This is a genomic window from Hydrophilobacter chitinilyticus (assembly GCF_049860745.1).
Taxonomy (GTDB): domain Bacteria; phylum Pseudomonadota; class Gammaproteobacteria; order Burkholderiales; family Burkholderiaceae_C; genus Rhodoferax_B.
Genome location: NZ_CP187561.1, coordinates 4,643,134 through 4,668,890, shown reverse-complemented (window position 1 = coordinate 4,668,890; position 25,757 = coordinate 4,643,134). Strand labels below are relative to the sequence as shown.

Genomic DNA, 25,757 nt, shown 5'->3' with positions numbered 1-25,757 from the left:
GCCAGTCCCCATGACCATCAGCCTGGCCAAGCTGCGCACGTTCATCGCCATTGCCGAAGAAGGCCAGTTCAACAAAGCCGCGCAACGCCTGGGCACCTCGCAGCCTTCTTTGAGCGCGCAGTTGCGCGAGCTGGAGCAGGTGCTGGGTGTAAGCCTTTTCAACCGGACCACGCGCTCGGTGGCGTTGACGGCAGAGGGCGCGCGTTTTCTGCACCGTGCGCGGCGGCTGCTGAGCGACCTGAACGATGCGGTGGCGGACATGCAGAATCTATCGTCGCTGAACCATGGCCGCATCGTGATTGCGGCCACGCCGTGGGTGTCGTCCACGCTGCTGCCGCAGGCCATCAACGCCTTCAAGGCGAGCTTTCCTGAGATCCAGATTCAGGTGCACGAAGATATTTTGGTGAATGTGGAGCAGATGGTGGCCAACGGCTTGGCTGACTTCGGCATAGCGCCGCAGCCGGAGAGAACGGCCACTTTGGATTTTGCGTTGCTGCTGACGGAGAAGTTCTTTGGTGTGGTGCCACTGGGCCACGCACTGGCACAGTCTGATCGCGCTACGCTCGCCGAGCTTGCGGCCTACCCTATGTTGGCGTCCAAGCAGGGCGCGGGCATTCGTGAAACCACCGAGCACGCGCTGCAAGACCATGGCATCTTTCCTAACATTGCGCATGTGCTGCTGCACCAGCAAACCATTCTGAGCATGGCCGAAGCCGGCTTGGGCGTGGCCTACCTGCCCGCGCTGGTGATCTTGTCGGGCGGTGTGCGCCGTTTGCATTTGCTGGATATTTCAGACCCCGAAGCAAGCCGCCGTGTGGGCATCTTGCAGCGCAAGGGCGGCAGTGCGTCTGCGGCTGCGGCGGAATTCATCAAACGCGTGGCCAATGGCGAGCTGCTGGCGGGCGCGCTGCAGGCCGGCGAGCTCCCCTCTGCAAATGGCCGCAGGTTGCTTGCAGGCATTGCAACGGCATTTGCGCGTGACACGGTAGTGCCGTGCTGAGCTGAACCGAGGTGAGCGAAGGTTTAGGCTTCGCTCGCCACCGGAAACTGTGCGTCCTCCACCCGGTTGCGGCCACGGGTTTTGGCGGCATACAGCGCGATGTCGGCGGTTTGCACCAACAGCAGGGCGTCAACCGATGCCACTGGTGTGGTGCTGGCGACACCGATGCTTGCCGTCACGTATTGCGAGGTGGGCGAGGTGCCGTGCGGCAGGCGTGCCCTGGCCAGTTCGGCCAGGATGTCTTGCGCCATTTTGCGGGTATTGGCGAGGTCGCTGCCCGGCAGCAGCACCACGAACTCTTCACCGCCGTAACGTGCCACCAGTTCACCCGAGCGCTGCGCACATTCGCTCAAGATGGTGGCCACGTGGCTCAGCGTTTCGTCGCCACGGGGGTGGCCGTAGCGGTCGTTGTAGAGCTTGAAGTGGTCGATGTCTAGCATCAACAAGCCCAGCGGAATGTTGCGCCGCTGGCAGCGCGACCATTCGGTTTCCAGTTGCTGGTCAAAACAGCGGCGGTTGCCCACGCCGGTCAGGCTGTCGGTCACGGCCAGCAGCTCCAGCTTCTTGTTGGCGGTGGCCAGCTTGGCGGCGTACTGCACACGCTCGGTCACGTCTTGTGAGGCACCTGCCAGGCGCACCACTTTGCCGGCATGCACCACGGCTTCGCCTTGCGAACGAACCCAAAGCTTGCGCCCCTTGCCCGTCACCATGCAGGCCTCGACCGACCACGGTGTGCCAAACGCCATGGCTTTGCGAATGGCGGTTTCCAGTGCCGGGCGGGTTTCTTCGGTGTACGGCGCGAGGGCTTGTTCCAGGCTGAGCGACGTGGCGTGGGGCAGTTCGTAGATCTCGTACATCTCCTGGGTCCAGGTCATTTCCATGTTGGCCATTTCCAGTTGCCAGCCGCCCACCTTGGCCAGTTTGCCGGTGCGCCGTTGCAGGGCGGCGGCGGCCATCAGTTTGGCGGTGGCGTTGTCGTTGAGTGTTTTTTTCTCCTGCGCTTCACGGCAGGCGGCGGCTTTGCGCTGTTGCGTCAAGCGTAGCCAGGTGCAACTACCGACACACAGCACGATGAACAGCAACGCGTAAGTAGCCAGGTCTTTCCACCACTCGGCGTAGATGGCATTGATTTCGCGGCTGACGGTGACCACCAATGGTGTGTCCATGCTCAGATCGGCGGGCAAGATGGTGCGGTACACCACCATGCGGTTGGCGTGGTCGGCCGATTCCTTGCCCTGCATCACGCTCTCATCGCGTTCGCTGGCCACGTGCTGCGAAAACAGCGAGCCCCAGGCACCGATGTCGCTGCCGATCAATTCAACCGCATGGCGCGCATCGATGAAGATCTTGCCGTTGCCATGGACCAGGCTGACCCGCATGTCGGGGGCGTACAGCACCGAGCGGGCCAGAATCTCAAAGTAGCTTGGGTCCAGGTTGGACGTGACCACCCCGTTGAAGCGGCCTTGCGCATCGGGCACGGCTTTGGTCAGGTTGATGGAGTAGTTGCCTTCTCGCGTCACAAAGGGCGACGACACATACAGCATGCCAAAGTCTGTGCGGTCGCGCGGTGCCGAAAAGTACTCGCGGGCACTGAAGTTGATGCCGTGCAGGGTTGTACGTTCGGCAATGGTCACGGTGCCTTTGGCATCAGTGGCCAGAATGCCCTTAGAACCCGGCATGGCTTCACCCAAGGTTTTCAACTGGCGTGGTGTGACGGTGGCCGGCTGCCCGGTGCCTGCCCCTAGGTCTGAGCGCACAGCACGCAAGGCGTTGTCGATGCTGTGCAGTTGCCGGTCCATGTTTTCGGCCACCACCAGCGCCTGGGTCTCCAACCGGTTGCGTTGCTCTTCCGTCACGCGGTGGTAACCGCGGCAGAGCAGCAACACGCCCAGCCCCAACACCAGCGCCAGCGCTGTTGCCAAGGTGATCCAGGCACGCCATTCCTGGGGAATGCGCGATTCTTTCGAATCGCAGGCGTTTGTCTCGGTGGTAAGGGTGATGTTCATGTCCCGAATTTTCTGATTTCGCCCCCGTTTGTGATGTCGAATTGGTCCGCTTTTGCAGGCCCAGGCATGGGATGACACAGTTCCGTAACAGTTGAATACCTAGGCGTTTCAGGCGCTTTTCCTACACGTCACTACGTGCAGAGGTGGAAAATCTTGGTCGATTCAAGTAGGGTATTTGCGGGTGATTTTGTGGCTGGATAGGGCGCCAATTTCGCCTCAATTGCCTTCCAATGGCGCCAGCCCAGTGGCTGCCGCTGATTGGCCTTTGCCGCTGGTGGATGAGACACCTCCACCGCATCGACGCGCTGCTTGAATCCTATAAAAGGAACAACAATGAGACTACAAAACACCTCGCTCAAGAGCAAACTGCTCCTGCTCTCCTCTGTGGGCATTGCGGGCAGCATTCTGATGGCTCTGGTGGGCTACTTTGCGCTCGTCGCGGCCAACAAAACGGAGACATTCCTCGCCGAAGACGCCATGCCCAGTCTGGTGCTCATCAGTGGCATCAACGATCTGGCCAACAACGTGCGAGAGGTTGAACTGAGCGCGTCCATCGCTGGCAACGTCGACGAGGTGCGGGCCGATGAAAAGGCGGCGGAGACCTACGTCGTCCGTGTTGCAGAGAAAGTGTCGCAGTACGAAAAAGCCATCGATAACGACGAGGAACGCCGGCTTTTCTCCACCTTTTCGAATCGGTGGGCGGCTTATCGGGTGGCCGTCTCAGAGACTTTTACGCGCGCCAAGTCGGGCGACTACTCCGGCCTCGATGAATTGCGCCGCCGCGCCCGGGTCGATTCCGGCAAGGCGTTTCGGGAGCTGGGCGATGCCTTAGATGCCTTGGTTAACTTCAATGACAAGGCCGTGCAAGAAGCCCACGCTTCTGCCGTGTCGGCCGGCCAGCGCGCAGTCGCCACGCTCGCCGTGCTCGCGGTGGTCGTGGCGGTGCTGCTTCTGGCCTTTGGCACATGGATGCGCAAGGTCTTGTTGCGCCAGTTTGGCGGAGAGCCCAGCAAGGCACTTGAGGTAGCGCGTGCCGTGGCAAAGGGCAATCTCAGCTTGCCGATTGACTTGGTCAGCGGCGACAGCGGCAGCGTGATGGCTTCGTTGAAAGAGATGCAAAGCAGCCTGAGCGAAACGGTGCTGCAAGTGCGGCGCAGCGCGGAAGGTGTTGCCACCGCTTCGACCGAAATCTCCCTGGGCAACAACGACCTGAGCGCCCGGACCGAGCAGCAGGCCAGTGCGCTGGAGCAAACCTCGGCTTCGATGGAGCAACTGGGCTCAACCGTGAAGCAAAACGCCGACAGCGCCCGCGAGGCCAGCCGTTTGGCCGCGACTGCCTCTGCCGTGGCCACGCAAGGGGGGGAGGCGGTGGGCCAGGTGGTTGAAACCATGAAGGGCATCAACGAAAGCTCCAAACGCATCGTCGACATCATTTCTGTGATTGACGGGATTGCCTTCCAAACCAATATCCTGGCGCTGAATGCTGCCGTGGAAGCCGCGCGCGCGGGCGAGCAGGGGCGCGGTTTTGCGGTCGTGGCCAGCGAGGTGCGGGGCTTGGCGCAACGCAGTGCCAAGGCAGCCAAAGAGATCAAGGACCTGATTGCCACCAGTGTGGAGCGGGTTGAGCAGGGTTCCGCGCAAGTCGACCGTACCGGCAGCACGATGCAGGAGTTGGTGGCGTCCATCCGCACGCTGACGACGCTGATCGCAGAGATTAGCCACGCCAGTGGCGAGCAGAGTGCGGGCGTGAGCCAAGTGGGCGAGGCCGTGAGCCAGATGGACCGGGCGACGCAGCAGAACGCCGCCCTGGTGGAAGAGTCGGCCGCGGCCGCGCAGAGCTTGAAGGAGCAGGCCGCGCAGTTGGTGTCGGCGGTGTCGGTGTTCAAGACGGCCTGAGCCGCAAGACCACAAGAGGCCGGCTCAACCTTGTATGTCTGCATATCGATAGCTGCTTTTGTTCGTTCGCCGTCAGCTGTTCCCTCTGTAGATTGGTATGCCTTGCCCGGTGGGGCGGGGTGCACGCGATCAGAAGATGAGGATGTCATTCATGCGCAACCCGTTTGCTCAAAGCGAGTGACTCCGTTATCGTGCTTTTTCTTGGCTGTACTCCCGGCGCAAAAGCGACGCTGCGTCCAGCGCGGCGTATCTCACCTGGGAGGCGCAGTTGCCCGTAACCCTTGGTTCGGCCAGCGCAACTGGCTTTAGGTTCCCTGTATGAAAGTCTGCATTTATGGCGCTGGCGCCGTGGGCGGCCATGTGGCCACACGTTTGGCGCATGCTGGCCACGCCGAAGTCTCGGTGGTGGCGCGCGGTGCGCAGTTGACGGCAATTCGCGAGCGTGGCCTGGTGCTGCGCAATGACGCAGGCGCTGAGTGGCGCGCCGCGATCCACAGCGCCACCGACCGGCCGGAGACCCTGCCGCCGCAAGACCTGGTGCTGGTCGCGCTGAAAGCCACTGCTTTGCCATCCCACGCGCAGGCATTCGACCAACTGTTGGCGCCGGGCGGTATGACGGTGTTTTTGATCAATGGCATTCCCTGGTGGTGGAATGCCGGCCGTGAGGGAGGTGGGCGTTCTCTGCCTCTGCTAGACCCCGATGGCCAGTTGTGGAACACGCTGCGCCCAGACCGCACGCTTGGCGCCGTGGTCTATTCGTCCAACGAAATCGAGTCGCCGGGTGTGGTGCTGAACCGTGGCAGTGCGCGCAACCGCTTCATCCTGGGGGCGCCATTGATGGGCGATGCCGCGCAAGCCGAAAAACTCAAGCAAGTTGTGGCGCTGTTCCAGGACAGCGGCCTGCCCGCCGAAGTTGCGGCTGACTTGCGCCAGACCATTTGGGTCAAGCTGCTGCTCAATGCCGCTGGCAACCCTGTGAGTGCACTCACCCGGCTGGGTACTTTGCACCGTGGGCAAGACCCCGGCCTGCAGCAACTCAGCGCCAGTATCGCCACCGAAGTGCAGACGATTGCCCAGGCCATGGGTTGGACCATGCCGCCAGAAGCCATGGTCGACGCCTTGACCGTCGGCCAAGGGCAGAACATCCGGCCTTCGATGCTGCAAGACGTGTTGGCTGGCCGCCCCATGGAGATCGAGGCCCTGCTGGGCCAACCGCAGCAATTCGCGCGTGAGCTTGGCATCGCCACTCCCGCCATCGATGTGGTGCTGCCCCTGCTGCGCGGGCTTGACCGTGGCATTCAACTGGCCGGCCAGGCCTGAGCCCATCGCCTGCGTCCTATGTATAGGGCCTTTGTGGGATGGCAGGGCTCGGGTTATGCCATGTGCCTATGCCGTAAGCAGTTTGTTTTGATGGCGCGCAAAGGCTGATGGTTTGTACGTGTGCTGCTCTTATTTTCTACAAGCCCCCTGGTTACCCTCAAACTTATCCACAGAAGCGCTGAACAAGTTTTTTCTGTGCGCAGTACATGGCACACAAACCAACTATGCATAGTTGAGATGCTTCTAAATTGAGGGCGGGATGCTCGGTATCGTGGCGCTTTGTGCCTGCACTGCGATAAGACATCGCGACCTCGATATGGACCGTACACCCGTTAATCTCTCCCGTTTTGTTTCCGCCCCCGTGCTACGCCAGTGGCTCAGCGATGGCGAAGAAATTGCCCTTCTGGACTTGCGCGAAGCCGGGCAGTTTGGCGAAGGCCATCCGTTCTTTGCGGTGCCGCTGCCCTACAGCCGCCTGGAGCTGGACGTGGGCCACCTGGTGCCCCGGCGCGACACGCGTGTGGCGCTGGTCGACGCCGCCGATGGTGTGGCCGAACGCGCCGCCGCCCGCTTGGCCAGCTTGGGCTATACCCAGGTCTTCATTCTGGAAGGCGGGGCGCCGGGCTGGGCGGCTGCCGGTTATGTGTTGTTCCAGGGCGTGAACCTGCCCTCTAAAACCTTTGGCGAACTGGTGGAGCATGCGTATGCCACGCCGCATCTCTCCGCCCAAGACCTGCATGCGCGCCAACAAGCCGGCGAGCCGCTGGTGCTGTTGGACGGCCGCACGTTTGAAGAGCACCGCAAGATGACCATTCCCGGCGCGCTTTCCGTGCCGAACGGCGAGTTGGCGCTGCATTGGCGATCGCTGGTGCCCGATGCCACCACGCCGGTGGTGATCCATTGCGCTGGCCGCACCCGCAGCATCATTGGCGCGCAGATTTTGCGCAGCCTGGGCATTCCCAACCCCGTCATCGCGCTGGAAAACGGCACGCAGGGCTGGGCGTTGGAAGGCCTGAAGCTGGAGCATGGCAGTGTGCGCCGCAGCACTCATGGTGCGGCGGCACAAGATGAAGACCGCGCCGAAGACCGTAGCGCGGCGGCCCGAGAGGCCCAAGCCACGGGTGTTCAAACCCTCAGCGTGGCGCAGGCCCAAGCCTGGCTGGACGATGCCCAGCGCACCACCTACTTGCTGGACGTGCGCACTGCCGAAGAGTTTGCGCTTGGCAGCCTGGCTGGCGCGCGCCACGCGCCCGGCGGCCAACTGCTGCAGGCCACCGACCAAACCATTGGGGTGCGCAACAGCCGCGTGATCGTGCTCGACGACGAGGCTGTGCGTGCGCCCGTGGTCGCCGCCTGGCTGCGCCGTCTGGGCTTTGAAAGCGCGGTGGTAGAGGGCGGCATTCGCGCCAGCCTGCACGTTGCCGCGCAGCCGTCCACAGCCTCGGCACAACTGACGCCTGTGCCCGAAGTCGACCATGGACAACTGCCCGCCTGGGTGGCACGGCAAGCGCCGCTGCTGGTGGACTTGCAGCCGTCGATGGCCTACCGCCGACAACACGCACGTGGCGCGCACTGGACGGTGCGCCCCCGCTTGGTGGCCGACGTGCGCCAGCGTGGTCGGCAAGACCAACCTATTCTGTTGTTTGCGCCCGATGCCGCTACGGCGCGAGTGGCTGCTGCTGACCTGATGGAGGCCGGCTGGCGCGACGTGCGCTGGACGCGCCTGGAAGATTGGATCGCCGCCGGCCTGCGGGTCGAAGCCACCCCCGACCTGCCGACCGATGCCGACGCCATCGACTACCTGTTCTTTGTGCACGACCGGCACGAAGGCAACCTGGAGGCCGCGCGCCAGTACCTGGCCTGGGAGACTGGCCTGATCGCCCAATGCGAGCCAGACGAATTAGCGGTGTTTCGCTTGCCTGAGGTAAAGCAAGCCCACTAGCCGCATATTCATATCCGGAAACCTTCCTTGTCGGGAAGGCGGGGCTGGCAAAAGATAGAGCTTCTGCTTTTTGTTTTGCGAGCCCCATTCATGCTGTCTACTTCGAAATCATTTTCCAGCGCCTTCAAGCCCCGCACGGTGGCGCTGGCTTCCGTTCTGTTGGCCCTTGCTTCCACGGTAGCCCATGCCGACGCCACGCTCGACAAAATCAAACAGCGCGGCAAGGTCAGCATTGGCGTGTTGGTCAACGGCGGCCCGTTTGGATCCATCGACCCCGCCACCCAACAACTCGTAGGCTGGAACCCCGAACTGGCCCGCGCACTCGCCAAAGGCCTGGGCGTAGAGGTCGACTTGGTGCAGGTGCAGCCCGCCACCCGCGTGCAGTTTTTGCAGGCCGGCAAGGTGGACTTGTTGATCGCCTCCATGGAATTGAACCCCGACCGTGCCGAGATCCTGGGTTACGCCCCCACGCCTTTCTACCGCGTGGGTGGCACGGCCGCTGTGTTGAAGACCAGCGGCATCACCAAGTGGGAAGACCTGCGTGGCAAGTCAGTGTGTGTGTCGCAAGGCAGCAGCTTTGCCAAACCCTTGGCCAACGACTATGGCGCGCAAGTGCACGGCTACAAGAGTTCTTCAGACTCTTTGCTGGCGCTGCGTGGCGGCAATTGTGTGGCAGCGGTGCACGACTCCACGCTGATCCACCCCACGCTGCGTGGCAATGCCGAATGGTCGGCCTACGCTGCTCCGCTCACCACCGAACTGTTGGCCGCACCGTCTGTGGTGTGGACGCGCAAGGGCGAGCAAGACACGATTGCCGCCGTCGACAAAGTGTTGCAGGACTGGCACCGCTCCGGCTGGCTGATCGCCACCGAAAAGCGCTTGGGTATCGAGCCACCACAGCCGCTGTTGCCTGAATTGCAAGCCAAGTTCAAGGTGGTGCTGTAGGCGCCTCTGTTTAGCGCGACCTCTTCACAACACCCGCATGCCGTATGGCGTGCGCGGCCAGAACCTTTGCATTCCCATCCTCATGAAATTCAAGCTCTCTTCTCAAACCTTGTGCCTGCTGGGTTTGATGGCCGCCAGCTTTGCCGGTGCAGCGCACGCTGACGCCACGCTCGACAAGATCAAGCAGCGCGGCAAGTTGTCGGTCGGCGTGGACAGTCCCGAGCCACCGTTTGGCCTGCTCGACACCGCCACCGGCAAGGTCGGCGGCTTTCAGACCGACTTGGCACGCGACATTGCCAAGCGCCTGGGCGTGGAGCTGGAAGCGGTGCCCGTCACCGCCGCCACGCGCGTGCAGTTTCTGCAGGCCGGCAAGGTGGATTTGCTGATCGCCAATATCCAGTGGACGCAGGAGCGCAGCGAAATTTTGAGCTTTGCGCCCACACCCTACAACTTGGTCGGCGGTGCCGCCATCGTCGCCAAGGGCAGTGGCATCACCAAGTGGGAAGACCTGCGCGGCAAGGTGGCCTGTGTGTCGCAAGGCAGCAACTTCGCCAAGCCGCTGCAAGACACCTATGGCGCGGTGGTCAAAGGCCTGAAGGGCATTCCTGAATCGCTGCTGGCGCTGAAGGGTGGCACCTGTGCGGCATCGGTACACATCCAGCCGGCCATGCTGCAAACGCTGACCGGCGCCAGTGCTGCCGAATGGAAAGACTTCCAACTGGCGACCAACGACCAGTTGATTCCATCGCCCACCGTCATCTGGACGCGCCGTGGCGAGGCCGACACCCAGGCCTACGTGGATAAGGCCATCCAAGACTGGCACCGTAGCGGCACGCTGGTGAGCCTGTCGAAAAAGTACGGCGTGCCCGACGGCTACTTTGTCTCTGCCAACCAAAAGGCGCAGCAAGGCAAGTTCGACCGCGCCCCTTTTGAGGCTGACGTTAAATGACGCTCACCCCCAGTCTGCGCGCACTTCGTGTCGCTTCGCCAACCCCCTTGCAGGGGGCAACACCAGCGGCCTGGCAAAGCCGGTTCCGCGGTATTCCGCGTGGCATCCTTCTCGCGGCTAGCTTCGTGTTCGTGGCGCACACCGCCCACGCCGATGCCACGCTCGACAAGATCAAACAACGCGGCAAGCTCGTCGTCGGCGTGATCTTGTCTGGCCCACCGTTTGGCACCATCGACCCGGTCACGCAAAAGCACATTGGCTACAACGTCGAGTTGTCCGAAGGTGTGGCCAAAAGTTTGGGTGTGGCGCTGGAGACGGTGCAAGTGCAGCCGTCCAACCGCGTGCAGTTTCTGCAGCAGGGCAAGGTCGACATCTTGATCGCCAACATGCAGTGGACGCAAGAGCGCAGCGAGATCCTGAGCTTTGTGCCCACGCCGTTCGAAGAAGTGGGGGGCGCCGCCATCAGTAAAAAAGGCAGCGGCATCACCAAGTGGGAAGACCTGCGCGGCAAGCCGGTGTGTGTATCGCAAGGCAGCAACTTCACCAAGCCGCTGGCCGAAGACTACGGCGCGCAAATCAAAGCCTTTCGCGGCCAGCCTGAATCTTTGCTGGCGCTGCGCGGCGGGAACTGCGTGACGGCAGTGCACGTGAGCCCCACGCTGCGCGAACTGGTGAGCGACAACGCCGACTGGAGAGATTACGAGATCGTTTCCAAGAGCGACCTGATTCCATCGCCCTCGGTGATCTGGCTGCGCAAGGGCGAGGTCGATACACAAAACGCCATCGACAAGATCGTGCAGCAGTGGCACCGCAGCGGCTGGCTGATCGAGGTGGAGAAGAAAAACGGCATGACCCCCACGCCGCTGCTCTACCAGTTGCACGACAAGTTCAAGAAGACGCCCGCCTAGCCGCAGGCGCATCAACGCACGCAAGTATGCATAAGGCTCAGACGCGATGACCCAAACGCCGCCCACCACCTTCTCGCTGCTGGACATCCTGCGCGAACAACTGGGTGCGCAACAGGTGCTCACCGGCGCCGATGCCGCACCCTTCTTGACCGACCAGCATGGCCGCATCCACGGCCAGGCCCTGGCCGTGGTGCGCCCGGCCGATGCCGAGCAAGTGGCCCTGGTGGTACGCCTGTGCCGCGAGCGCCGCATCCCCTTGGTGCCGCAGGGCGGCAATACGGGTTTGATGGGCGCGGCCACACCAGACAACAGTGGCCAAGCCGTGGTGCTCTCCTTGGCGCGGCTGAACAAAGTGCGCGAGGTCGATACCGACAACGACACCATCACGGTGGAAGCCGGTTGTGTGTTGGCCAACGTGCAGAAGGCCGCGCTGGAAGCAGGGCGCCTGTTCCCCTTGAGCCTGGGCTCCGAAGGCAGTTGCACCATTGGCGGCAACCTGGGTACCAACGCGGGCGGCACGCAGGTGCTGCGTTACGGCAATACCCGTGAGCTGACGCTGGGCCTGGAAGTGGTCACGGCCGAGGGCAACATCTGGCACGGCTTGCGTGGCCTGCGCAAAGACAACACCGGTTACGCGCTGCGCGACCTCTACATCGGCAGCGAAGGCACGCTGGGCATCATCACCGCCGCCACGCTCAAGTTGTACCCGCTGCCAGCGGCGCAACACACGGCGCTGCTGGCGTTTCCGTGCATTGGCGACGCGATTGCTTTTCTATCGATCGCCCGCGCGGGCTTTGGCGCGGGGCTCACGGCGTTCGAGCTGATGTCGAACACGGCGCTGCAGTTGATCGCGCAGCACGTGCCCGAACACCCAGTGCCGCTGGAGACCATGAACGCGCCTTGGTACGCGTTGCTCGAATTGTCCGACAGCGAAAGCGAAGCCCATGCGCGCGAGCGTTTCGAGGCAGTGGTGGGCACGGCGTTTGAAGACGGCCTGGTGGTCGATACCGCCATTGCCGAGAGCCTGCAGCAAAGCCAGGCCTTGTGGCGACTGCGCGATGAAGCACTGGGTGTGGCACAGCGCCGGGACGCGCAGGGGCGCAGCAACATCAAACATGACATCTCGGTGCCCATCTCGCGTATTCCCTCTTTCCTGCGCGAAACCGCCGCCGCGTTGGAAGCACGTTTTCCCGGCGTGCGCCCCGTGGCGTTCGGCCATTTGGGCGACGGCAACCTGCACTACAACGTGTCGCACGCGCTGAGCGGCAGTGTTGACGAGCTGTTTGCGCGGGAAGACGCCATCCACGAAACCGTGCACGACAGCGTGCACGCCCATGGTGGCTCCATCAGCGCAGAGCATGGCATTGGCCAGACCAAACGCGACGTGTTGCCGCGCTACAAAAGCAGCGTCGAGCTGGATCTGATGCTGCGTGTGAAGCGCGCGCTCGACCCCTTGGGTTTGCTCAACCCCGGCAAGGTGCTTGGCTAAATTTTTCTTGGCCGAACCAGATTTTTTAGGATCCCCATGACCACCACTTCTTTTGCGTTGTCCAAGCGCGTGCAGCGCGTCAAACTGTCTCCCAACGCGGCCGCCAGTGCACGCGCCTCGGCGTTGATCGCGCAGGGCCGCGACGTGTTGGTGCTGACGGCCGGCGAGCCCGACTTCGACACGCCCGAGTCCATCAAACAAGCCGCTATTGCCGCCTTGGCGCGTGGCGAAACCAAATACACGCCCACAGCGGGCACGGCCGAATTGCGCCGCGCCATCAGTGCCAAGTACCTGCGCGAGAACCAGTTGGAATACGCACCGTCGCGCATCGTTGTGTCGAACGGCGCCAAGCAGGTGATCTACAACGCGCTGGCCGCCACGCTGGATGCGGGCGACGAAGTGATCTTGCCCGCGCCGTATTGGCCGTCTTTCCCCGACATGGTGTCCGTCAACGACGGCACGCCGGTGATCGTGCAGGTGAACGAGGCCACCGGCTTCAAGCTCACCGCGCAGGCACTGGCCAAGGCCATCACACCGCGCACACGTTGGCTGATTTTGAATTCGCCCGGCAACCCCAGCGGTGCGGTCTACAGCGCAGCCGAGCTGGCCGCCTTGGCCGATGTGTTGCGCCAACACCCGCGTGTGCTGGTGCTGTGGGACGAAATTTACGAACACATCTGGTTCACGCCAGAGGCGCCGGTGCACCTGCTGCACGTGGCACCCGATTTGCGCGAGCGCACCTTGCTGGTCAACGGCGCTTCCAAAACCTACGCCATGACCGGCTGGCGCATCGGCTGGGGCGCAGGCCCGGCCGCGTTGATCGAAGCCATGGTAGTGATCCAGTCGCAGGCTTCGAGCGGTCCCAACTCCATTGGCCAGGCCGCTACCGCCGCCGCCTTGAATTCACCCGACCAAAGTTTTGTGAACGAAGCGCGTGTGGCCTATGCACGCCGCGCCACGCTGGTGAGCGAAGGGCTCAACGCCATTCCCGGACTGGCACTGTTGGCGCCCGAGGGCGCTTTCTTCGCCTACGTGCACATCGGCAAATGGATTGGCTGGGAGCGCCCCGATGGCCGTGTCATCCGCTCCGACAGCGACCTGGTGGACTGGTTGCTGGAGGCCGAAGGCGTGGCCGTGGTCGACGGTGGGTCTTATGGTTTGTCGCCGTATTTCCGCATCTCCATTGCGGCCAGCGATGTGGTGTTGCAAGACGCCATCGTGCGCATCCGCCGCGCGGTGACGGCTCTGCGTTTGCCCGTTCCGGTGCCGGCGCTTTCGGTGTGATGTTTTTATGAGTGTGGACTTTTTACCGGCCATCGTGGCGGCGTTGAAGCCGCTCGGCCTGAACTACGCGTTTGTGTTGGACGCGGGCGAGCGCCAAGCCTTTGTGCGCGGCCTGGGCGTGACCTTGCAGTTGTGCCTGTTGACCATACCTGGCAGCCTGGCTGCCGGTGTGGCGATCGCCGCCGCGCTGACCTCGGGCCGCCCGTGGCTGGCCCAACCCGCGCGGGCCTTTGTTGAGGTGACGCGCAACACACCTACGCTGGTGCAGTTGTACTGCGCCTTCCTGGTGCTCAACATGCTGATCAGCCAGCAGCTCAAATCGGTGGGTGTGGCGGGCAACCCGCTCACGCCGTTTGTCTGGGTGGTGATCGTGGTGTCGCTGCACAAAGGTGTGTTCCATGCCGAGGCCTTGCGCGCCGGCATCGAGGCCGTGCCGCGCACCACGCTAGAGGCGGCACGTTCGCTCGGCTTTTCGCAACGCCAATTGCTGGCGCGGGTGGAGCTGCCGCTGGCTGTGCGGTTTGCGTTGCCGTCGCTGGTCAACAACCTGATCGACCTGGTGAAGATGACCGCCGTGGCCTCGGCGATTGCGGTGGGCGACGTGACCTACGAGTCCATCATGATCTGGACGCAGCGCGACAACGTGCTGGAGTTGCTGCTGTTGATCCTGCTGTACTTTGGCTTGTTGACCTGGGGCGTGAGCCTGGTGGGCCGTTGGTTGGAACAACGTTGGAGGATGCCCGGTTATGGCCAGTGAATTCATTCTGGGCGGCACCTCTTCGGGCGGTCCTGTAAATCCAGGGCAAAGCCCGTGGCGCAACCCGTGGGTGCTCACCGCCCTGGCCGCCGCTGCGGTGTTGACCTTCTGGGTTAGCACCGGCACCACGCCCGCCGTCTTGCTGCATTTGTGGAAGTGGCTGCCGGTGCTGCTGCGCGGCTTGTTGGTCAACATCGAGATCAGTGTGTTGGCCATGGCGCTGGGCACGGTGGTCGGGCTGTTGATTGGCGCGTTGTCGTTGTCGCCTTCCAAAGCGCTACGCACGGCCACGCGTTGGTATGTGCAGTTGTTTCGCAATGCGCCGGTGCTGGTGTTGATTTACTTCACCACCTACGTGTTCCCCTTCGAGATCAACCTGGTGTCGTGGACGTTCCCGTTCCCCGATTGGATCAAGGTGGTGCTGGGCCTGGCCCTGCCGGCCAGCGCCAACGTGGCGGAGATCTTCCGTGGCGCCATCCAGTCCATTCCCAGCGCGCAGTGGGAAGCCGCGCAGTCGCTGGCGTTTCGCCGCACGCAGATCTTCCGCCTGATTGTGTTGCCGCAATGTGTGCGCCGCATGTTGCCGCCGTGGATGAACCTGTACGCCAGCATCACCATGAGCACTTCGCTGGCTTCGTTGGTGGGAGTGCACGATGTGGTGGACACGGCGCAAATTGCCAGCAACACCGTCGCCCGCACCGACTTCACCATCCTCGTTTACTTCACGCTGTTGGCCTTGTTCTTCGCCTATTGCTACCCGATTGCCCGCGCCACCCGCGCACTGGAGCGCCGCCATGACCGCCAATGATGTTTTCCTGACCAACAACCCCGCCGTGAACACCGCTCTACAGCCCTTGGTGGCCTTGCACGATGTGCACCTCTCGTTTGGCAACGCGCCCGCCACCAACCAGGTGCTCAAAGGCATCAACGTCGAAGTGCGGCGCGGCCAGGCGGTGTCCATCATCGGGCCTTCGGGCTCGGGCAAGTCGACCATTCTGCGTTGCATCACCGGGCTGCTGCGGCCACAGCAGGGCAGCATCCGAGTGGGTGACACGCAGGTTGATGCCCTGCGCACCGAGGCGGAACTGATCGCGCTACGTAAACGCGTGGGCTTTGTGTTCCAGCAGTACAACCTGTTCCCGCACCTCACGGTGCTGGAGAACCTGGTGATTGCCCCCACCCGCGTGGGCGGGCGCGACCGGGGCCCGGTGCACCGCGAGGCGCGCGCGCTGCTGGAAAAGGTGCGCTTGTCGCACAAAGAAAACGCCTACCCCGGCGAGTTGTCGGGCGGGCAGCAACAGCGTGTGGCGATTGCGCGCGCGCTGGCCATGCAGCCGGAGTTGATGTTGTTCGACGAGGTGACCTCTGCGCTTGACCCCGAAACCGTGGGCGAGGTGCTCACCGTGATCCGCGACCTGGTGAACGATGGCCTGACCTGTGTGCTCGTCACCCACGAGATGCGTTTTGCCGAAGAGATCAGCGACGAGGTGTACTTCACCGAAGCCGGGCTGATTGTGGAACACGGCCCCGCAGCCCGCATCTTTGGCGACCCTGCCAGTGAACGCACACGTGCCTTCCTGCACCGCGCCTTGGGCGAGGGCGCACGCAACCGGCCGTCGCCCGTGTTGCTGCCAGATCCGCCGTTGCAGTTTGACCGTTTGCGTTTCGCACTTTAATTTTCCTGAACACCCCACACGACAAGGAGCCCACGATGGCCGAAACCCTGATCCCTTTAGACGACTCTATTGCCACCCAACGTGCCAACGCAGTGCAAGAAGCGCTGGCAGACATCCGCCACATCCTGGCGCAGAGCCAGCCGGTAGACCGCACCACCCTGGAAGCCATCACCGCCCGGCTGGAGCGCCTGGCCGCGCAAAAGCCATTCTTCACACGCGCCGACTTTGCGCCACCGCCCGCGAGTGAAGGCGTGGGCGCGTCCACGCGTTACCGCTTGAACGCCGCCGACGGCGACGAGGGCCTGGCGCTGTACCTCAACTCCATCAACCCCGGCAAGACCACCATTCCGCACAACCACACCACCTGGGCGGTGATCGTGGCGGTGGAGGGCCAGGAAGAGAACCGCATTTACCGCCGCACCGACGACGGCCTGAACCCAGCCCTGGCCACGCTGCAACTGGTACGTGAACTGACCGTACAGCCCGGCACTTCGGTGTCGTTCCTGCCCGACGACATCCACAGCATCCACGTGGTGGGCGATGCGCCTACGCTGCACTTTCACCTCTATGGCCGCGCACTCGAAAAGCTCTCGGGCCGCATTGGTGTGAACCTGGAAACCGGCCAGGTGGTGAACTACAACGCCACGCAGTTCACCCCCAGCAAGGTGGCCGCATGAGCCAGAAGAGCGCAAGCAAACACACCCACACGCAACCGCTCGGCGCCGCCACCCGGTTGATCCACGCCGGTGTGCCGCCGCTGCGTGACGGCACCGGCCCGGTCAACGTGCCGGTGGTGCGCACCAGCACCGTTCGTTTTGCCGACACCGCCACCCACGCCGATGTGCACCACCGCCGCGCGGCGGGTGAACGCGTGGCCGGCTACGGCCGCCATGGGCTCGACACCCATCAGGCGCTGGAAGATGCGGTCACGGAACTGGAAGGCGGCCACCGCGCGTTCCTCGCGCCGTCGGGGTTGTCGGCCATCGCGTTGACTCTGCTGGCTTTGCTGGCCCCCGGCGACCACGCCCTGGTGGCCGACAACGTTTACGCCCCGGTGCGCCGTGTCGATGACGGCCTGCTGAAACGCATTGGCGTGACGCTCGAGTACTTCTCGCCCGGCCACGACGACCTGGTGGCGCTGATCCGCCCCAACACTAAGCTGGTCTACCTGGAGTCGCCAAGCTCGTTGTTGTTTGAAGTGATCGACTTGCCAGCCTTGGCCGCAATTGCCGCCGCCCGCGGCATCACCGTGGTGGCCGACAACACCTGGAGCGGCGGCTGGTTCTACAAACCGCTGACGCTTGGCGCCAACGTGGTGGTGCAGGCCGCCACCAAGTACATCGCCGGGCATTCAGACTTGATGCAAGGCGTTGTGGTGGTCGACAGCCCGGCGCTGGCCGCCAAGCTCACATCGGCCTACGAGTCGCTGGGTTTGACCATTGGCGCGGACGATGCGTATCTGTCGCTGCGCGGCATCCGCACCTTGCCCGTGCGCCTGGCGCAGCACCAACGCCATGCCACCTTGGTGGCCAAGGCGTTGCAGAAACACGCCCAAGTGGCGCGTGTGTTCTACCCCGCCTTGCCAGAAGACCCGGGTCACGCGCTATGGCAACGCGACTTCAGCGGCGCCAGTGGGCTGGTGTCGTTTGAGTTGAAAGACGGCGACGTGTCGGTGGCGAATGCGTTCATCGACGCCTTGCAGCACTTTGGCATTGGCGCATCGTGGGGTGGCTATGAGAGCCTGGCCCTGATTGCGCCGCCCGAGCGCCTGGCGGCCTACCGCAGCTGGAACAGCAGCCAACCCGTGGTGCGCCTGCACATTGGGCTGGAAGATCCGCAAGACTTGATTGCCGACGTGGAACAGGCGTTTGCCAAAGCGGCCGCCGTGTGGGCTGCAAAGAGCGAAAAGCTGGTGCCCGCTTAGCTGCCTGTTCAAGCGGTTCTGCTCAAAAAAGTCGTTGCTACAGCGCCTCAGATCAGGGCGATAGGCAAGGCAGTCGCCGTGAGATTGTCTGTAGACGACTCAAAAACCTCCAATGCTGTCGCATAAGATCAGGTGATACTCCGCCATGCCCAACTTCGGGAGCTAAGGACTGAATTGGGCGAACTCAAACTGCGGATAACAGGTTTAAGGAGTCGAACCAGCAATGAAGATCCAATCCGTTCGTATCAAGAATTTCCGCACGCTGAAGGACGTGGCTATCCCTTTCGAATCCGTCACTACCTTCATCGGGCCGAACGGAGCAGGAAAATCGACAGTCCTTCGTGCGCTAGATTGGTTCTTCAATGGCAAGTCAGGTTCGCTGACGGAGAAAGATTGCTCATTTGGAGCGGTTGGCGAAGATATCGAGGTACAGATCACGTTCGCTGACCTGACTGAAAAGGATCGCGCTGCACTTGGAAAATATGCCCCCGAAGGGGCTCCCACATTTACCGCATGGAAGCGCCGATCACCTGATGGATCTGATGTGTTGTCGGCAAATTCAAAGAGTTTTCCGGCTTTCAACGCGATCAAAGCGGCAACTGGTGCAACGGGGAAAAAAGAGGCCTATTCCAAATTACGAGCTGACTCCCCGGGTCTAGGCTTGCCGCCGGCAACTACAGCAACGGCTATTGAGCAGGCAGTGATGACTTGGGAAGCTGCTAACACGGATCAGCTTCTCGACGCGCCGGAAGCGCTACAGACCAACTTTTTCGGTTTCAATAGCGGTGGAAAGATGAGTGGTCTCTTTGACTTCGTCTTGGTGACTGCAGACCTCCGAGCAAGTGAGGAGTCGATCGACGGCAAGTCGAGCATCATTGGCAGAATCCTTGAGCGTTCAGTCGATCGTGCAGCCGCCGATGAGGATATCGCGAAAATTGTCGAGGAGTCGCGTGCGAAGCAGCAGCAAGTCTACGAGGAGAAGTTCAAGGGGCAATTAAGTGCCATCACTACCCAACTTAACGAGATCGTCTCCGCATACTCTCCCGGTCGATCAGTCACTGTAGCCCCCTCGGAGGTGGAACTTAAGGCGCCTAGAACCACGTTTGAAGTGGCAGTACTCGATGGCACAACCGAGACCGCTGTGGAACGTCAAGGACATGGCTTTCAGCGCACTATTCTCATCTCTGCACTTCAGCTACTAGCGCAGTCGGGCGCAGCCTCAGCTGAGGGCGTCATTTGCCTCGCGATCGAGGAACCAGAGCTTTTCCAGCATCCGATCCAAGCACTAGCTTTTGCGAAGGTACTCAGGGCACTTGCAGAGAACGCTGCAAAACGCATTCAAGTGACTTATGCAACGCATAGTCCCTACTTCCTTGAGGCTCGATATTTCGACCAGGTCCGACGGCTGACGCGATCCACTGATGCCACTCCAGTGGTTTCTGTTCACTATGCAACGGTGGCCGACGTGAAGGCAAGGCTTCACGGGGTGGTGGATGCCGATGTAGTGGATCGTCGGCTTGACCATAACGTGGCGGACCAGCTTGCCATTGCGCTTTTCGCAAACCGTGCCTTTATTGTGGAAGGACCTACAGAGTCTTCCGTGTTCTACGGTATCGGCGATAGGTTTTCACCAGGCTCGCTTGAAGCGGCAGGCATCTCGATCGTTCCTGTTGGCTCAAAATCATCTATATCGCTTGCACATGCGATTCTGACCTCAATTGGTGTGCCTGCGTATGCGCTTTTTGATGCCGATGGCGGGTTTGAGGCTCGAGCCAAGGAAAAAAACAAAAAGCAAGAGGACATTGAGAAGGAGCGAAACAACCATGCGACGGAGAATCGAAAACTGTTGCGATATTTCGGCTTACCAGAAACAGACTTTCCAGCTGCGGCCGTAAATCAAACCGTGGCAATCTTTGATGATCATCTTGAGGCGTTTCTTTCCGAAAATTGGAAAGAATGGTTTACAGCCTGTGAAAGCGTGGAGATCGAAACAGGAATAAAAGTTTCAAAGAATCAGCTTGCCTATCGCACTGCAACACTCAAGGCAGAGGCTGTAGTTCCTGAAATGCTTTTGCAAGTCTTGGCTAAGGCAGGGGGAAAATAGACATGCATGACATCATCTGCCCGCACTGCGCTAAGGCATTCAAGATTGACGAGGCTGGCCTCGAAATTCGAGGAGCTTAAAAAGCCGGGGGCCGCAGACGTGGAATGAGTGCATGTTGTTGGTGCCAAGTTTGCACCTGGCACGCAACGGATTCAGCGCGTCAGGCGGTGGCGGTGACCCGGCCAATGTCGGGCACTGCGGCCATCAGCTCACGGGTGTAGGCGTGCGTGGGGGCCGTCAACACCGCTTCGGCCGCACCCACTTCCACCAGGCGGCCATGCTGCATCACTCCCACCTGGTCGCACATGTGGCGCACCACGGCGAGGTTGTGGCTGATGAGCAGGTAGGTCAGACCAAACTCGTCTTGCAGGTCGCGCATCAGGTTCAGCACTTGGGCTTGCACGGATACGTCGAGCGATGACGTGGGCTCGTCGCACACAATGAATTCAGGCCGGCTGGCCAGCGCGCGCGCAATGGCGATGCGCTGGCGTTGGCCGCCCGAGAACTGGTGCGGGTAACGCCGGCCATCATCGGGCGAGAGACGCACGCGGCGTAGGGCCTCGTTCACACGGGCTGCGGTTTCATCGGCGCTGCTGGTCAAGCCCAACACCTCCAGCGGCTCGGCAATGATGCTGTCGACACGCCAGCGTGGGTTCAGGCTGGCGTAGGGGTCTTGGAAGATCATCTGAAAGCGTTTGCGCTGTGATGCAGCGCCTGCGGCATCAGCCCAGCGGTCTACACCGCCCAACACCACACTGCCGGCGGTGGGCTTTGTCAAACCCGCGATCATGCGTGCCACGGTGGATTTGCCTGAGCCCGATTCCCCCACCAGGCCAAAGCTGCTGCCACGCGCGATGCTGAAACTCACGTCTTGCACCGCGTGCAACACCTTCTGGGGTTGACGGGCCAGCGTGCGCAACAGCCAAGGGGCCGAGAGGTCGAAATCGCGCGACAGGTTTTGCACCTGCAGCAGGGTGGTGGCTTCTTCGGTTGGCTTTCGTGGTGCTTCGTTTTGCAGCGTCACGGGTGCTGCCGCCTCGGCCAAGTCGGCGCCAATCTCGGGCACCGGCAGCCGGTGCAGCCGTTGGGTGAGCGATGGAATCGCCGCCATCAGCGCGCGTGTGTACGGCGCCTGCGGGTGGTCGAGCACACGGCGTACGGGCCCTGTCTCCAGCACCTGGCCTTGGTACATCACCATCACCCGGTCGGCGGCTTCGGCGATCACACCCATGTCGTGGGTAATCAGCATGGCGGCCGTGCCACGTTCGCGGCAGACCTTGCGCAACACACGGATCACCTGCGCCTGTACCGACACATCCAGCGCGGTGGTGGGCTCATCGGCAATCAACAGCTCGGGCTCGGCGCACAGCGCCAAAGCAATGGCGACACGCTGGCGCATGCCGCCGGAGAACTGGTGCGGGTATTGGTCGATGCGGGTGGCCGGGTCGGCAATTTCCACTTCGACCAGCAGCGCAATGGCGCGTGCGCGGGCTTGCGGTGCATTCAAAGGCAAATGAAGGCGAATGGTTTCCACCAGGTGTTGGCCAATGGTCAGCACCGGGTTCAGGCTGGTGAGCGGGTCTTGAAACACCATGCCGATGTGTTTGCCACGCAGGCGGCGTTGGTCTTCGGCGCTCAGGGTGTCGATGCGTTCGCCGCGCAATGCCACCGAGCCGCTGCTCAAGCGGCCGGGCGCTGCGATCAGGCCGATGACGGCGTTGCCGGTCATGGATTTGCCGGCACCCGATTCGCCCACCACACCGAGGATTTCACCGGGGGCAATGTCGAACGACACGTCGCGCAGGATGTGCACGGGGCCACGGTAGGTGTCGAAGGTGACGCCGAGGTTGCGCACGCGCAGTGTGGGGGTGGCGTCGGCCGCCACCGGGGCGGCATTCACCCGGTCTTGCACGCCGGAAAAAATAGGGTCGCGTGCGGTCATTGCAGTTTGGGGTTGAGAGCGTCGCGCAGCCAGTCGCCGACAAGGTTGACAGAAAGCGCCAGGGCCAACAGCACCAGCCCGGGGAACAACAAAATCCACCATTCGCCCGAGAACAAGAACCCTTGGCCGATGCGGATGAGTGTGCCCAACGACGGCTGCGTGGGCGGCAGGCCCACGCCCAGGTAAGACAAGGTGGACTCGGCCACGATGGCCAGCGCGAAGCTGATGGTGGCAATCACCAGCACCGGGGCCAACAGGTTGGGCAAGATGTGCTTGACCAAAATGCCAGTGCGCGAGCGGCCGATGACCTGCGCGGCGAGCACGTAGTCTTTGTGTTTCTCTACCAGCACCGCGCCGCGCACCGTGCGCGCGTACTGCACCCATTCCGACAAACCAATGGCCAGCACAATCACGTACAGCGCCATGTCGTCGCGGTAACCTTCTGGCAACACACCGCGCGCAATGCCAAACACCAGCAGCGCCACCAGCAGCACCGGGAAGGTAAGTTGCACGTCGGCCACGCGCATCACCAGCGTGTCGAACCAGCCACCCACATAACCGGCGATCAAGCCCAGCGGCACACCAATGGCCAGCGACAGCGCCACCGAGGCACCGCCCACCAGCAGCGACATGCGCAGGCCATACAAGATGGCCGAGAACACATCACGCCCCTGGTCGTCGCTGCCCAGAGGATAGGCCGCACCCGAAAGCCCGGCTTGGCCAGGCCGCGTGAACGCGTCGAGCAGCTCCAGCACCGCTGGGTTGAACGGATCTTGCAGTGCAATCCACGGCGCGAACAAGGCACCGAGCAACAGCAGGGCGAGCACGACCACGGCAGCTTGCACGGTGCGCGAGAGCGCGAACGAACGCAGGACGGCCGAGTCGGAGTGGCGCCATTTGCGCCGGGTTGGCGCGACAGTGGCAATAGAAGGAATCGTCATGGGTAAAGGGTCTTGCTATGCCGTTGATAGCTGCTTGCGCATACCGGGTAAGCGCAAACGGCCTGTTTTTTTTAAGACCTGCGCAGCCGTGGGTCGACCAGCAGGTACACGCCGTCAACCACAAAGTTGATCAGCACATACAGCACGGCGATCAACATCAGGTAGGCCGCAATCACCGGCACGTCTACCGCCTGGATCGACGAGATGAACAACAAGCCCACACCCGGCCACTGGAACACCGTCTCGGTGACAATGGCAAATGCGATGAGCGAGCCGAGTTGCAAGCCGGTGATGGTGACCACGGGAATGAGCGTGTTGCGCAGTGCGTGCCGGTAGTGGATACGCCGCTCGGGCAGGCCACGCGCACGCGCAAACCGCACGTAGTCGGTGCGCAGGGCTTCCAGCATTTCGGCGCGCACCAGGCGCATGATCAGCGTGAACTTGAACAAGGCCAGCGTGCACACCGGCAGCACCAGCGATGCCCAGCCCGAGGTGGTGAGAAAGCCAGTGCGCCAGCCGCCCAGGGCCACGGTGTCGCCCCGGCCAAAAGACGGCAGCCAACGCAGCTCCACTGCAAACAAATAGATCAGCCCAATCCCGATCAAGAACGTGGGCAGCGACACCCCGACGAGCGACACCGTCATCAAAGCGCGACTGGCCCAGCCGTCGCGCCGGATGGCGGTGTACACGCCGAGTGCCACACCCCCAGCCACAGCCAGCAAGCCGGCCACCAAAGCCAGCTCCAACGTGGCCGGCAGGCGCTCGGCAATCACCTCGACCACCGGGCGCTTGAGGCGGTACGAAATGCCAAACTCGCCGTGCACCACGTTGCCCAGGTAGCGCAGGTATTGCACCGGCACGGGTTGGTCGAAGCCCAGCTCGGTGATGACGGCCTGGCGGTCGGCCAACGACGCGTCTTCACCCAGCAGGCTGATGGTGGGGTCGCCAATGTGGCGGAACACCATGAACGAGACAAACGAGACCGCCAACAAAACCAGGATCGACTGGCCCAGCCGGCGTAGGAGTAACAGCAGCATGCGGGTTTACAAACTTGAGAGACTCAAGGCGCCGCGACTTTGACGTTCTTGAAGAAGATCGCGTCTTCCGGGTTCACCGGAATGTCGAACTTGCGTTTCATCGCGTAGTCCAGCACCTGATGGTGCAGCGGCAGGTAGAAGCCTTCCTTCTGCACGGTTTGCCAGATGGTGTGGATGGTGGCGTCGCGCTTCTTCGCGTCGGCTTCTGTGGCCAGCGAGGCGATTTGGGCATCGGTCTCGGCGTTGCTGTAGCCAATGGCGTTGGCCGAGCCACGGCCGTCTTTGCCACGTGTGTGCACCAGGTAGTCGAAGATGTAGGCCGAATCAAACGTGGGTGCGGCCCAGCCGTAGAGGTAGAAGTCGGTGTCGGCCTGGTTGATGGCGGTGGCGTGTTGTGCGATGGGGCGCGCGGCCACGGTCGCCTTCACACCGATGCGTGCCAGGAAGCCAGACACGGCGGTGCAGATGGCCTCATCGTTTACATAACGGTTGTTCGGGCAGTGCAGGGTGATGCCAAAGCCGTTGGGGTAACCCGCGTCGGCCAGCAGCTTCTTGGCTTGTGCTGTATCGGGCTTGGGCCAGGTGTCGAAGGCTTTTTCGTAGCCGTGCACAAACTGCGGCGTGATGATGCCGGCCGGTACCGACAAGCCACGCATCACGGCGGTGCGCAGCGCTTCGCGGTCGACGGCCAGGCCAAAGGCTTCGCGCACACGCGCATCGGCCAGTGGGTTCTTACCCTTCACGTCGCTGTACTTCAGCTCTTTGGCGCCGACGTTCAGGCCGAGATAGATGGTGCGGTTCTCCAGGCCTTCGGTCACGCGCAGGGCGTTGTCGGCCTTCAGGCGGGCCACGTCTTGCGCGGGCACGTCTTGCACAAAGTCCACTTCGCCCGACAGTAGCGCGGCGATGCGCGTGGCGGCCGACTTGATGGGCAGGTAGACGATTTCCGTCACGTCCAGCGGCACTTGGCCCTTGCCCCAGTAACCGGTGAATGCTTTGAACACGGTGCGGGTATCGGGCTCGCGTGACACCAACTGGTAAGGGCCAGTGCCGTTCTCGTTGCGCGTGGCAAAAATTTCATCTTTGCCCGACACGTCTTGCGGTTGCTCGGACTGGTGCGCCTTCGACCACGCCGCGTTGACGATGAACAGGTTGGTCAAGGTGTTGGGCAACACCAGGTTAGCCCCCGAGGTTTTGACTTGCACGGTGAGTGCATCGACCTTGCGTGCTTCGACCACCGGCGACAGCAGCGTTTTCCACGCCGAGGTGGCGGCCTTGGCGCGCTGGAAGGTGAAGACCACGTCGTCGGCGGTGAAGGCCGCGCCATCGTGGAACTTCACGCCGGGGCGCAGCTTGAATTCCCACACCGTGGGGTCGGCGGTGACTTTCCAACTGGTGGCCAGGCCGGGTTGCAGTTTGCCGTCTGCGGTGCGCAGCACCAGCGGCTCGTAAACCTGGTGCAGCAGCGTGACGTTGGTGTTGAGGTTGACCGCGTGGGGGTCGAGCGTGGCCGGGTCGGACGCGCGGGCCCAGCGCACGGTCTCGGCGTGCAAGGCGGTGGCGGAGAACACGGTGGCGGCCACCAGGGCCGCGTTCAAAAGGGTGCGGATAAACATGAGATTTCTAACGGGTAAAGA

At 62.3% G+C, this 25,757-nt stretch carries 20 protein-coding genes; 15 read left to right on the top strand and 5 right to left on the bottom strand.

What is annotated here, in order from left to right:
* Positions 1-10: 10 nt before the first annotated feature.
* Positions 11-1,000 carry a LysR family transcriptional regulator gene (locus tag ACPWMG_RS20690; RefSeq protein ID WP_483301397.1) on the top strand — a complete coding sequence of 330 codons (990 nt, stop codon included), beginning with the start codon at positions 11-13 and terminating at the stop codon, positions 998-1,000.
* A 23-nt stretch (positions 1,001-1,023) separates the two neighbouring features.
* Here ACPWMG_RS20690 and ACPWMG_RS20685 read toward each other — a convergent pair whose 3' ends face one another.
* Positions 1,024-3,006 carry a diguanylate cyclase domain-containing protein gene (locus tag ACPWMG_RS20685; RefSeq protein ID WP_483301396.1) on the bottom strand — a complete coding sequence of 661 codons (1,983 nt, stop codon included), beginning with the start codon at positions 3,004-3,006 and terminating at the stop codon, positions 1,024-1,026.
* Positions 3,007-3,339: 333 nt separating this feature from the next.
* Here ACPWMG_RS20685 and ACPWMG_RS20680 point away from each other — a divergent pair, with 333 nt between their 5' ends.
* The 14 genes from ACPWMG_RS20680 (at position 3,340) to ACPWMG_RS20615 (ending at position 20,200) form a co-directional block, all read left to right on the top strand.
* Positions 3,340-4,902 (top strand): methyl-accepting chemotaxis protein, encoded by a 1,563-nt coding sequence (locus ACPWMG_RS20680; protein ID WP_483301395.1) that lies wholly within the window; start codon positions 3,340-3,342, stop codon positions 4,900-4,902.
* Between the two features lie 318 nt (positions 4,903-5,220).
* The gene (locus tag ACPWMG_RS20675; RefSeq protein WP_483301394.1) at positions 5,221-6,222 is read left to right on the top strand and encodes a ketopantoate reductase family protein; all 1,002 of its coding nucleotides are present in this window, start codon (positions 5,221-5,223) and stop codon (positions 6,220-6,222) included.
* 316 nt (positions 6,223-6,538) lie between these two features.
* Positions 6,539-8,164: a rhodanese-like domain-containing protein gene (locus tag ACPWMG_RS20670; RefSeq protein ID WP_483301392.1), complete on the top strand. Its 1,626-nt coding sequence runs from the start codon at positions 6,539-6,541 to the stop codon at positions 8,162-8,164.
* Positions 8,165-8,254: 90 nt separating this feature from the next.
* Positions 8,255-9,109: a transporter substrate-binding domain-containing protein gene (locus ACPWMG_RS20665; RefSeq protein WP_483301391.1), complete on the top strand. Its 855-nt coding sequence runs from the start codon at positions 8,255-8,257 to the stop codon at positions 9,107-9,109.
* An 82-nt stretch (positions 9,110-9,191) separates the two neighbouring features.
* Complete coding sequence (locus ACPWMG_RS20660) at positions 9,192-10,058, top strand: transporter substrate-binding domain-containing protein (RefSeq protein WP_483301389.1); 867 nt, start codon at positions 9,192-9,194, stop codon at positions 10,056-10,058.
* Positions 10,055-10,966 carry a transporter substrate-binding domain-containing protein gene (locus ACPWMG_RS20655; protein ID WP_483301388.1) on the top strand — a complete coding sequence of 304 codons (912 nt, stop codon included), beginning with the start codon at positions 10,055-10,057 and terminating at the stop codon, positions 10,964-10,966. Before ACPWMG_RS20660 ends, ACPWMG_RS20655 begins: the two co-directional genes overlap by 4 nt.
* A 46-nt stretch (positions 10,967-11,012) precedes the next feature.
* Complete coding sequence (locus ACPWMG_RS20650) at positions 11,013-12,455, top strand: FAD-binding oxidoreductase (RefSeq protein ID WP_483301387.1); 1,443 nt, start codon at positions 11,013-11,015, stop codon at positions 12,453-12,455.
* A gap of 36 nt (positions 12,456-12,491) precedes the next feature.
* Complete coding sequence (locus tag ACPWMG_RS20645; protein ID WP_483301386.1) at positions 12,492-13,739, top strand: aminotransferase class I/II-fold pyridoxal phosphate-dependent enzyme; 1,248 nt, start codon at positions 12,492-12,494, stop codon at positions 13,737-13,739.
* Positions 13,740-13,746: 7 nt separating this feature from the next.
* Positions 13,747-14,496 (top strand): amino acid ABC transporter permease, encoded by a 750-nt coding sequence (locus ACPWMG_RS20640; RefSeq protein WP_483301385.1) that lies wholly within the window; start codon positions 13,747-13,749, stop codon positions 14,494-14,496.
* Positions 14,486-15,304: an amino acid ABC transporter permease gene (locus ACPWMG_RS20635; RefSeq protein WP_483301383.1), complete on the top strand. Its 819-nt coding sequence runs from the start codon at positions 14,486-14,488 to the stop codon at positions 15,302-15,304. Before ACPWMG_RS20640 ends, ACPWMG_RS20635 begins: the two co-directional genes overlap by 11 nt.
* A complete protein-coding gene (locus ACPWMG_RS20630; RefSeq protein WP_483301382.1) occupies positions 15,291-16,172 on the top strand; it encodes an amino acid ABC transporter ATP-binding protein in 882 nt (293 codons plus the stop codon). The genes ACPWMG_RS20635 and ACPWMG_RS20630 overlap by 14 nt, the downstream gene beginning before the upstream one ends.
* Before the next feature lie 35 nt (positions 16,173-16,207).
* On the top strand, positions 16,208-16,849 hold the full coding sequence (locus ACPWMG_RS20625; RefSeq protein WP_483301380.1) for a cysteine dioxygenase family protein: 642 nt from the start codon (positions 16,208-16,210) through the stop codon (positions 16,847-16,849).
* On the top strand, positions 16,846-18,096 hold the full coding sequence (gene metC / locus ACPWMG_RS20620; protein WP_483301378.1) for a cystathionine beta-lyase: 1,251 nt from the start codon (positions 16,846-16,848) through the stop codon (positions 18,094-18,096). The genes ACPWMG_RS20625 and metC overlap by 4 nt, the downstream gene beginning before the upstream one ends.
* Positions 18,097-18,319: 223 nt before the next feature.
* On the top strand, positions 18,320-20,200 hold the full coding sequence (locus tag ACPWMG_RS20615; protein ID WP_483301377.1) for an ATP-dependent nuclease: 1,881 nt from the start codon (positions 18,320-18,322) through the stop codon (positions 20,198-20,200).
* A gap of 160 nt (positions 20,201-20,360) precedes the next feature.
* Here ACPWMG_RS20615 and ACPWMG_RS20610 read toward each other — a convergent pair whose 3' ends face one another.
* The 4 genes from ACPWMG_RS20610 to ACPWMG_RS20595 all read right to left on the bottom strand — a co-directional run bounded on the left by ACPWMG_RS20610 (position 20,361) and on the right by ACPWMG_RS20595 (position 25,736).
* Entirely contained in the window at positions 20,361-22,142 is a 1,782-nt protein-coding gene (locus ACPWMG_RS20610; RefSeq protein ID WP_483301375.1) for a dipeptide ABC transporter ATP-binding protein, read from the bottom strand.
* Entirely contained in the window at positions 22,139-23,083 is a 945-nt protein-coding gene (locus ACPWMG_RS20605) for an ABC transporter permease (RefSeq protein ID WP_483301374.1), read from the bottom strand. Before ACPWMG_RS20605 ends, ACPWMG_RS20610 begins: the two co-directional genes overlap by 4 nt.
* A 71-nt stretch (positions 23,084-23,154) precedes the next feature.
* Complete coding sequence (locus ACPWMG_RS20600) at positions 23,155-24,120, bottom strand: ABC transporter permease (protein WP_483301373.1); 966 nt, start codon at positions 24,118-24,120, stop codon at positions 23,155-23,157.
* Between the two features lie 23 nt (positions 24,121-24,143).
* Positions 24,144-25,736, bottom strand: coding sequence for an ABC transporter substrate-binding protein (locus ACPWMG_RS20595; RefSeq protein WP_483301371.1), 1,593 nt, complete (start codon positions 25,734-25,736; stop codon positions 24,144-24,146).
* Between the last annotated feature and the right edge of the window lie 21 nt (positions 25,737-25,757).